The organism is Streptomyces sp. NPDC057307 (assembly GCF_042667665.1).
Lineage (GTDB): Bacteria > Actinomycetota > Actinomycetes > Streptomycetales > Streptomycetaceae > Streptomyces.
On the sequence record NZ_JBHUZM010000066.1, the window covers coordinates 32,714 to 41,621 of the forward strand.

Consider the following 8,908-nt stretch of genomic DNA (forward strand, 5'->3'; position numbering starts at 1 on the left):
CCGGCCGCGGCGCCATCCTCGCGGGACGCGCGGGGTGCCGACAAACCGGTTCGTGGGGCTTGTGCCCGGGGGAGGGGCGGACAGTCGTGCGGGGCCCGCCCGCGACGAACCGGTCGGGGTGGGAGGTGCGGGCCACGGGCGTGGGCGCGGATGCGGGCGGATGCAGGGTGACGAGAGCCTCGACGTCCACCGCGCCGCCCAGGGCCGCCTCGATCCGGGTGGGCGCGGCGCCGTGACCGGCCGCCGATCGCGTACGTGGCGCGGCGCCGCGCGCCGGGCGGCCGTCGGTGAGGTCTGTGCGGCCGGTGGCGCCGCCGCCGGCCGCCGTCATCGGTCCGTGCCGCGTACGACGCCCGTGAGCGGGCCCTGGAGCTGCCAGCCCAGGGACGTGTACAGCCGCAGGCCGTCCCTGGTGGCCGAGAGGACGCCGGTGGTGGCGCCCGCGTCGGCGGCGGCCGTTTCGAGTGTGCGCATCACCAGCCGGCCGAGTCCGCGCCTGCGGTGGTTCTCCCAGGTCTCGACCTGGTCGACCACCGCCGTTGCGCCCTCGCCCGTCGCGGCGACCTGGCCGCGCGCGGCGGGGGAGCCGTCGGGGGCCGTCACCCGCACCCGGAAGACGCCGTCGCGGGTCTCCGTCCCCACCGTGTAGCCGGCGGGTGGGGGCGGCACGGTCGACGGGCCGGGGGAGCGGCGCAGCGCGTGGAACATCATGTGGCCGGGGTCGTCCGGCACCGTCCAGCCCGGTGTGATCCACTCCTCGACCAGCTCCGGCGGCGCGAGCACTTTCAGCCAGGCGCCGGGCTCGGCGATGGTCTCGCACAGCTTCCGTACGGAGGGTGCGTCGGGCTCGGGAAGGACGTGCCGGAACACATGGCCGGGCAGTCCGACGTCGATGCGGTAGCCCCACGGCTCCACGACCGGCGCCGGTGTCGCGCGGGAGACGGCCCATCCCGCGACCCACGCGGACGTAATGGTTGAACTATCCATCGGGCTATTACAGCGCAGATTCCGGCCCGCGCGCGAGTACTTTCCGACGGCCGGGAATCGGAACGGCGGCGGAGCCGTATTCTGGCCGTATGGCAAAGGCTGAGGCTGACCGTATGGGGGTCGTCACCGCGCTTGTGCGCTCGTCGTTCCTGGTGAACGCCGTCTACGCGCAGGTGAGCCGTCAGTTCGGACTTCCGCCGCAGCAGGGGCAGTTGCTCTGCGTGCTGATGCCGCAGCCGTACGGGATGAGCGAGCTGGGCGCGATGCTCGGGCTCGCGAAGTCGAGCCTCACCGGGCTGGTCGACCGGACCGCGCAGCGCGGTCTGGTGCGGCGCGAGGCCGAGCCGCAGGACGCGCGTGCGGTACGGGTCGCGCTCACCGAGGAGGGGCGCGTGCTCGTGGACGAGTTCTACGAGGCGACCTGCCGGGCCATCGAGGTGCTGCCCTCGGGCCTCGACGAACCCGACCGCGACCGGCTCGCGGAACTGCTCGCCCGGGTGGTGCGTGACAACGAGGTGCCCGCGGTCTTCGTCGAGGCCCCGGCCTCCGTACAGAGGTACTCGACCAGGTAGTCGACCAGGTCACGCGGCGTCCGTCACGCGGCGTCCGTCACGCGGTGTCGAACAGCTCCACGAAACGACCGGTGAACAGGTCCGCCCCCTTGTACTGGGACACCGCCTCCGCCGCCAGCACGGACGGCCCTTCGGGCGTCGGCACCTGACCGACACCGCCGCTCGGGCCCAGCGGCAGCAGGATCGAGGGGATCGGGGACGGCCGGTAGACGGAGGCCGGTTCCTCGCCCCGTACCTGCGCGAGGATGTTCGCCGCCACGACCTCGGCGTGCCGCATCGCGTAACCCGCCATCTTCGACTCGGCGAGGGCGGTGAGGTCGCCGAGCGCGTAGATGTGCGGGTGGACACGGCCGCGCGCGCTGAGGTTGAGCGTGTCGGTCACCTGGACGTGGCCCTGGGGCGTGCGGGCTCCCGCCAGCTCCCCGCCGAGGTAGTCACCGCTGACGGTCACCCCGTGGCACCGGAACCAGATGTCGGCCGACAGCTCCCCGGCCCCCGCCGTCGCGACGGTGAACGCCCCCGCCCGCCCCGGCCCGCTCGACGGCTCCCGCGCGAGCGCCGTGCCCAGCCGCAGCTCCACACCCAGCGCGTCGAGCTGCCGGCGCAGGTCGTCCCGCATCTCCGGCGCGAAGCCGGGCATCAACTGCTCGGCCGGGTCCACCACCACCACGTGTTTCGCCGGCCACACGGCCTTGATCTCGCCCGCCAGCTCCAGCCCGACGGGCCCGGCGCCGACGATCAGTACGCGCTCCGCGCCCGCCAGTTCCTTGTGCGCCGCCCGTATCCGCTCCAGCGCCTCGGCGGCGACGTCCGTGTCCATCTTGGCCGGAAAGGGGTAGCCGGAGCCGGAGGCCAGGACGATGTAGTCGGCGTCCACGCGCGCGCCGGACGCCAGGGTGACCCCGCCCGTGTCCACCGACGCCGCCTGTTCGCGAACGACCCTGCCGCGCTTCAGGAGCTTGTCGTACGGAAAGAAGATGTTGCCCGCCCAGTCCGGCCGGACCAGCGCGCGCAACGATCCGGCGGCGTGGACGAACGCGTCCTTGGGCTCGACGAGGACGACCTCGGTCCCCTCGTCCAACGCCTTGGCCACGGCGGACCCGCCGTACCCCCCACCGACGACCACGACGGTCGGCCGCGCGCCGCTCGTCCCGCTTCCGCTCCCGTTTCGGTTTCCGCTGCTTTTCCCGCTCATCCCATCGGCTCCCCACGCACATGAAATATTAGTTCGTGCCACGAACCATATTAGTTCGTAGTGCGAACTTCAAGTGTGCGCCGAGACGCCGTCAGCTCTCGGAGAAGGGCGCCCACAGAGCCGCCCGGTCGGGCTCCGGCGGCCCCCACGCGAGAGCGCGAAGGTCAAGCAGTCCGGGCTTCTCGCCGGCCATCAGCGACGGCGTCTCCAGCCGGTCCGCCATCTCCTCCAGATAGGTCGTCAGCGACTCGTACCGCGGCGAGCGGTCGCCGTACCGGTCCCAGTGGCAGAGCCGCCCCGTCTCGGCGTCGAGGAAGAGGCCCGAGGTGTGGTCGCGGGCGCCGCGGGAGAAGACGGGGATCCAGGCGGGCCGCCAGAACAGGTACTCCTCGCCGCCGTCACGGCGCTGGAGGTCGGTCATCGTCCCGTACACGGAGGCCACCGCCTCGAAGTCCATCGGAGCCAGTTCACCGAGCATGAACGAGGCCCACGGCACGTCGTGCACCCCGGCGTGCTCGTTCCACAGGGCCCGCAGCCCCGGGGGTATCCGTACGCCGATCCGCTTCCGCAGTCCGGCGATCTCCGGGTGGATCGCGCCCGGCCGCAGCGCGGCGAGCGTCCCCGGCGCGTGCCGGTCGAGCCACGTCTCGACGCGCTGCCAGGCGTCGGTGACCTGCCGCGCCTCGACCGCCGCGTGCTGCGCCGCCATCAGGCCACGGAGTTCTTCCTCGTCCATGGCGGTCACCGTACCGATGGGCGCGGACCCGCAGGGACGGCTCCCGCTTGCATGGCTCCCGCAGGGATGGCGCGGGCCCGCGGGGATGGCTCGGGCCGTGCGGCGCGTTACCGGGCGGTTCGAGTCTGCGTCAGGCCAGCCCTGCCGAGATGGCGCGGCGTACAGCGTCGGCGCGGTCGCGGATCCCGGCCTTGGCGAAGAGGTTGTTGATGTGCGTTTTGACCGTGGCCTCGCTGATGAAGAGCCGCTCTGCGATGGCCCGGTTGGGCAGGCCCTGACCGATCAGGGTGAGCACTTCGCGCTCGCGGGGGGTGACGTCCTGCGGCAGCGACTCCTTCGGCGCCGAGGGCTTCGTCCTGGCGGTGGCGAGCAGCCGGTTCTGCACCTCCCGGTCGAGTACGGACTGCCCGGCGGCCGCCGCCCGGATGGCCCGGATGATGTCCTGGCGGCCGGAGTTCTTGGTCAGATAGCCGCGGGCGCCGGCGCTCAGCGCGGACAGGATCGACTCGTCGTCGGCGAAGGTGGTCAGCACCACCACGGCCACCTCGGGGTGCTCCTCGGTCAGCCGCCGGGTGGCCTCGGTCCCGTCCATGCGCGGCATCCGCAGGTCCATCAGTACGACGTCGACCGGCCGGGCGGCCACGGCGGTCAGTACCTCGTACCCGTCCGCGGCCGCGGCGACGACGTCAATGTCCGGGGAGAGCCCGAGCATCGCCGCGAGCGGCTCCCGGACGGCGGCCTGGTCGTCGGCGACGACCACACGCAGCGGTTCCTGGTCTTCGGTCGGTTCGCTCATCCCGGGATCCTTGCCTCCACTTGCCAGCCGCCCTGGTCCGGTCCTTCGGCGACCGGGCCCGCGGCGATGGTGCCACCCAGCAGGGCGACGCGTTCGCGCATGCCGATCAGCCCCATACCGCTGCCGGTGTCCCGGGCCACCGTGCGGGTGGCGGGGCGGTTGCGGATCCGCAGCACGGTCGACCCGTCGGCGAACGTCAACTCGACGCCCACCTCGCCGCCCGGCGCGTGCCGGGCGGCGTTGGTCAGTGACTCCTGCGCGATCCGCAGGAGGTTCTGAGTCACCTGCGCCGGAACCTGGCGTACGGTCCCGGCGACGGTCAGGACGTCACGGTGCCCGGAGGATTCGAGCATCGCGGTGAGGCTCTCCAGCAGCGGCAGGGCGTCCTCGCGCAGGGCGTGGACGGTCCACTGCGCCTGTTTCAGGCTCTCCTTGACCATGCTGTGCGCCTTGTCGTTGGCCTCGCGGACCTTGGCCAGGTCGCCGGTGTCGAGCAGCGCGTCGGCCAGCTCCAGCTGCATGTTGATCCCCGCGAGGGAGTGCGCCAGGACGTCGTGTACGTCCCGGGCGATCCGGCCGCGTTCGGTCAGCACCGCCGTCCGGGCCTCGGCGCGGGCGGCCCGCTCGGCGGATTCGGCCGCCGAGATCGCGGCCTCGACGGCGCGCTGGCGGTTGCGGTTGGCGATGCCGGCGAGGACCGGGGTGCCGGTGGCCAGGCCGAGGATCCAGGGCAGCTCGTGGTGTCCGGGGCCGAGGTGGAAGTAGAGGACACCCCCGCACAGGAGACTGCACAGCGCCGCGAGCACGAGGGCCGGCCGGGTCTCCAGCCGGTAGCCGGCGTGGCCGGCGAAGAAGAAGGCGAAGAGGTAGGTCGTCCCGCTGCTGCCGACCCCGATCAGCGCGGCCGCCGCGACGATCGCCAGCGTCAGCCAGACCACGGCGACCCGCCTCGGCACCCTGGCCACGGGCGGGACCCGGATCAGCAGCCCCGCGCAGCCGATCACGAAGAGGACGAGGACCGCCTGCCCGCGACCGCTGAAACCCATCGGCCGGATCGTCAGGATCCCGGCGGCCATGATCGCGATGTTCGCGGCCCACTGCCTGCGGGGATCCGTCAGCAGAAACGGCCGAGGACCGTTGGCGGTTGCGGGCACGGCGCGACCATAGCTCACGGTCGGACAGCGCGGCCGGAGACGGACGCGGTGGGGGCTGCCGCCGTGGCCGGCCGCGCACGGTCGACCATCCGGCTCCGCACGTAGATCGTGGCCACCCGGGTGACCACCTCGGTGAGGGCCATCAGTACGAACGCCGCGACCCAGGCCTGCTCGCTGGTGATGTGGTGGGCGAGGCTGAACCGGGCGACGTCGTCGGAACCGCCGCCGTGCTCGGTCCACATCTGGAAACCCATCCGGGCGCCCATGCCGAGCACCCACAGGATCGCCGAGACCGCGCCCGCCTTGATCAGGAGGTGGCCGCCGACGGAGCGGATCCGGGTGTAGGCCCCGCCGGCGACGCCGAGGACGGCGCCTATGCCCACCAGGGCGCCGATCAGCACCAGGTCGTTGCCCGCGGTGGGGATCGAGTCGAGGTAGTTGTGCGCCACGAAGGCCACGATGCCCAGCGGTATCAGGAAGGTCTTGAGATCGAGCCGGTCTTCCCGCAGCTGCCGGAAGACGACCAGGACGAGGGCGATGTCGATGATCCAGTCGGTTGTTGTCATGCCCGCAAGCCTGCTGGGGCAGGGCTTTTCGCACCTGGACCCATGGGTGGAGTCCGGGGTGGAGGTTCAGCCGCGACGCCACGCCGACTCGTGCCGGGTTGACCGGTGCCCGACCCCGATTGTCCGATCCGCTGTGACGTTGCCAGGGGACTGCGTGGTGAGGTGCGGAGTGAAGAGTTGAGCTGGGCGGTGCGCGGCCCCCTGCCCGGAACAACCTTGCATTTTGCGTGGCCGGGGCCGGCACGATTTCGTCGTTGACGACGCCGGGTCGCGCCGGCCCGGGCGGGATCACGTGCGGCCCGCATCCGATCTGTGCGAGGTCGACCAGTACCCGATCCCGATCCCGATCGCTCAGAGCGAACACCCTCCCCAGGTATCCGGGGAACAACAGCAGGCTCACAAGCATTGAGTCCACATAGCTCAAGTTTTGACTGCCGAAGGGGAGACCATGGCTGCCACGTCCACACCGCTCACCCTGCCCGTGCTGCCGCTCGACGACGAGGTCGTGCTGCCCGGGATGGTGGTGCCGCTGGACCTGTCCGACACCGAAGTACGTGCCGCCGTCGAGGCCGCGCAGGCGGCCGCCCGCGACGACTCCGACGGGGGAAAGCCGAAGGTGCTGCTCGTGCCGCGCCTCGACGGGGCTTACGCGGGGACCGGCGTCCTCGGGACCGTCGAGCAGGTCGGCAGGCTCTCCGACGGCGACCCCGGCGCGCTGATCCGCGGCAGGGGCCGCGTCAGGATCGGCGCCGGTACGACCGGGCCCGGACGGGCCCTCTGGGTCGAGGGACTGCACGTCGACGAGACCGTGCCCGACCCGCTGCCCGGTTCCGTCACCGAACTGATCAAGGAATACAAGGCTCTCGCCACCGACTGGCTGAAGAAGCGCGGCGCCTGGCAGGTCGTGGACCGGGTCCAGCAGATCGACGACGTCTCGCAGCTCGCCGACAACGCCGGCTACTCGCCGTTCCTCAGCACGGCCCAGAAGGTCGAGCTGCTGGAGACCGCCGACCCGGTGGCCCGGCTGAAGATGGCGACCGACCAGCTCCGCGAGCACTTCGCCGAGCAGGACGTCGCCGAGTCCATCGCGAAGGACGTCCAGGAGGGCGTCGACAAGCAGCAGCGGGAGTTCCTGCTGAGGCGCCAGCTCGACGCCGTACGCAAGGAACTGTCCGAGCTGAACGGCGACCCCGGGGACGAGTCCGACGACTACCGGTCCCGCGTGGAGGCCGCCGATCTGCCCGAGCACGTCCGGGAGGCGGCGCTCAAGGAGGTCGACAAGCTGGAGCGGTCGTCCGACCAGAGCCCCGAGGGCTCCTGGATCCGCACCTGGCTGGACACCGTCCTCGAACTGCCGTGGAACGAGCGGTCGGAGGACGCGTACGACATCAGGGGCGCCCAGCGCGTCCTCGACGCCGAGCACGCCGGCCTGGACGACGTGAAGGAACGGATCACGGAGTACCTGGCCGTCCGCAAGCGCCGTGACGACCGCGGTCTCGGTGTGGTCGGCGGACGCCGCGGCGGCGCCGTCCTCGCCCTCGTCGGCCCGCCCGGCGTCGGCAAGACCTCCTTGGGAGAGTCCGTCGCGCACGCCATGGGACGGTCCTTCGTCCGTGTCGCGCTCGGCGGTGTCCGGGACGAGGCGGAGATCCGGGGCCACCGGCGTACGTACGTGGGCGCGCTTCCGGGCCGTATCGTCCGGGCGATCAAGGAAGCCGGTTCGATGAATCCGGTCGTCCTGCTCGACGAGATCGACAAGGTCGGCTCCGACTACCGGGGCGACCCGGCCGCCGCCCTCCTCGAAGTCCTCGACCCGGCGCAGAACCACACCTTCCGCGACCACTACCTGGAGGTCGAACTCGACCTCTCCGACGTGGTCTTCCTCGCCACCGCCAACGTCCTGGAGTCCATCCCGGAGGCCCTGCTCGACCGTATGGAGCTGGTCCGCCTCGACGGCTACACCGAGGACGAGAAGGTCGTCATCGCACGCGACCACCTGCTGCCCAGGCAGCTGGAGCGGGCCGGTCTGGAGACCGGCGAGGTCACGCTGGAGGACGAGGCGCTGCGCAAGCTGGCGGGCGAGTACACCCGCGAAGCGGGCGTACGTAACCTGGAGCGCTCGATCGCCCGACTGCTCCGCAAGGTCGCCGCACAGCACGAGCTGGGCGAGCGCGAACTGCCCCTCTCCGTAGGAGACGGCGATCTGCGCGGCCTCATCGGCCGGCCGCACCATGTGCCCGAGTCCGCCCAGGACCCGGCCGAGCGCCGCACGGCGGTGCCGGGCGTGGCCACCGGTCTGGCCGTCACCGGAGCGGGCGGGGACGTCCTCTTCGTGGAGGCGTCGCTGGCCGACCCGGAGACGGGCGGTTCGGGTCTCACCCTGACCGGACAGCTCGGCGATGTCATGAAGGAGTCCGCGCAGATCGCGCTCTCCTTCCTGCGCTCGCACGGCGCCGAACTGGAACTGCCGGTCGCCGACCTGAAGGACCGGGGCGTGCACATCCACTTCCCGGCGGGCGCGGTGCCCAAGGACGGCCCGAGCGCGGGCATCACGATGACGACGGCGCTCGCCTCGCTGCTGAGCGGACGCCAGGTCCGTACGGATGTCGCCATGACCGGCGAGGTCTCGCTGACCGGGCGTGTCCTGCCCATCGGCGGGCTGAAGCAGAAGCTGCTGGCCGCGCACCGCGCGGGCATCACGACGGTCGTGATCCCGAAGCGGAACGAGGCGGACCTGGACGACGTCCCCGCCGAGATCCTGGAGAAGCTGGAGGTCCACCCGGTGACGGATGTACGCCAGGTCCTGGAGATCGCGCTCTCGTCGGCGACCGCGTCGGCGTCGGAGCCGGGGCCGGCCGAGATCCCGGTCGCCGCGTAACGGCGCTCCGGCGATACGAGAGGC

Annotated in this window: 8 protein-coding genes; 2 read left to right on the top strand and 6 right to left on the bottom strand. The window is 72.0% G+C overall.

Annotated elements, in window-relative coordinates:
* Positions 1–327 precede the first annotated feature (327 nt).
* Positions 328–987, bottom strand: coding sequence for a GNAT family N-acetyltransferase (locus ACFUN8_RS22050; protein ID WP_383640191.1), 660 nt, complete (start codon positions 985–987; stop codon positions 328–330).
* Between the two features lie 113 nt (positions 988–1,100).
* On the opposite strand from ACFUN8_RS22050, the gene ACFUN8_RS22055 reads away from it, so the two are divergent.
* Positions 1,101–1,559, top strand: coding sequence for a MarR family winged helix-turn-helix transcriptional regulator (locus ACFUN8_RS22055; protein ID WP_383640210.1), 459 nt, complete (start codon positions 1,101–1,103; stop codon positions 1,557–1,559).
* A gap of 37 nt (positions 1,560–1,596) precedes the next feature.
* Here ACFUN8_RS22055 and ACFUN8_RS22060 read toward each other — a convergent pair whose 3' ends face one another.
* The 5 genes from ACFUN8_RS22060 to ACFUN8_RS22080 all read right to left on the bottom strand — a co-directional run bounded on the left by ACFUN8_RS22060 (position 1,597) and on the right by ACFUN8_RS22080 (position 6,006).
* Complete coding sequence (locus ACFUN8_RS22060; RefSeq protein WP_383640194.1) at positions 1,597–2,754, bottom strand: NAD(P)/FAD-dependent oxidoreductase; 1,158 nt, start codon at positions 2,752–2,754, stop codon at positions 1,597–1,599.
* A gap of 91 nt (positions 2,755–2,845) precedes the next feature.
* Positions 2,846–3,490: an SMI1/KNR4 family protein gene (locus tag ACFUN8_RS22065; protein ID WP_383640197.1), complete on the bottom strand. Its 645-nt coding sequence runs from the start codon at positions 3,488–3,490 to the stop codon at positions 2,846–2,848.
* A gap of 130 nt (positions 3,491–3,620) precedes the next feature.
* Positions 3,621–4,286 carry a response regulator gene (locus ACFUN8_RS22070; RefSeq protein WP_383640201.1) on the bottom strand — a complete coding sequence of 222 codons (666 nt, stop codon included), beginning with the start codon at positions 4,284–4,286 and terminating at the stop codon, positions 3,621–3,623.
* Positions 4,283–5,362 (bottom strand): sensor histidine kinase, encoded by a 1,080-nt coding sequence (locus ACFUN8_RS22075; RefSeq protein WP_383640213.1) that lies wholly within the window; start codon positions 5,360–5,362, stop codon positions 4,283–4,285. Before ACFUN8_RS22075 ends, ACFUN8_RS22070 begins: the two co-directional genes overlap by 4 nt.
* Positions 5,363–5,454: 92 nt before the next feature.
* On the bottom strand, positions 5,455–6,006 hold the full coding sequence (locus ACFUN8_RS22080; RefSeq protein WP_383640204.1) for a hypothetical protein: 552 nt from the start codon (positions 6,004–6,006) through the stop codon (positions 5,455–5,457).
* A gap of 448 nt (positions 6,007–6,454) precedes the next feature.
* Between ACFUN8_RS22080 and lon the strand changes: the two genes are divergently transcribed.
* Complete coding sequence (lon, locus tag ACFUN8_RS22085; protein WP_383640207.1) at positions 6,455–8,884, top strand: endopeptidase La; 2,430 nt, start codon at positions 6,455–6,457, stop codon at positions 8,882–8,884.
* Positions 8,885–8,908: the final 24 nt, after the last annotated feature.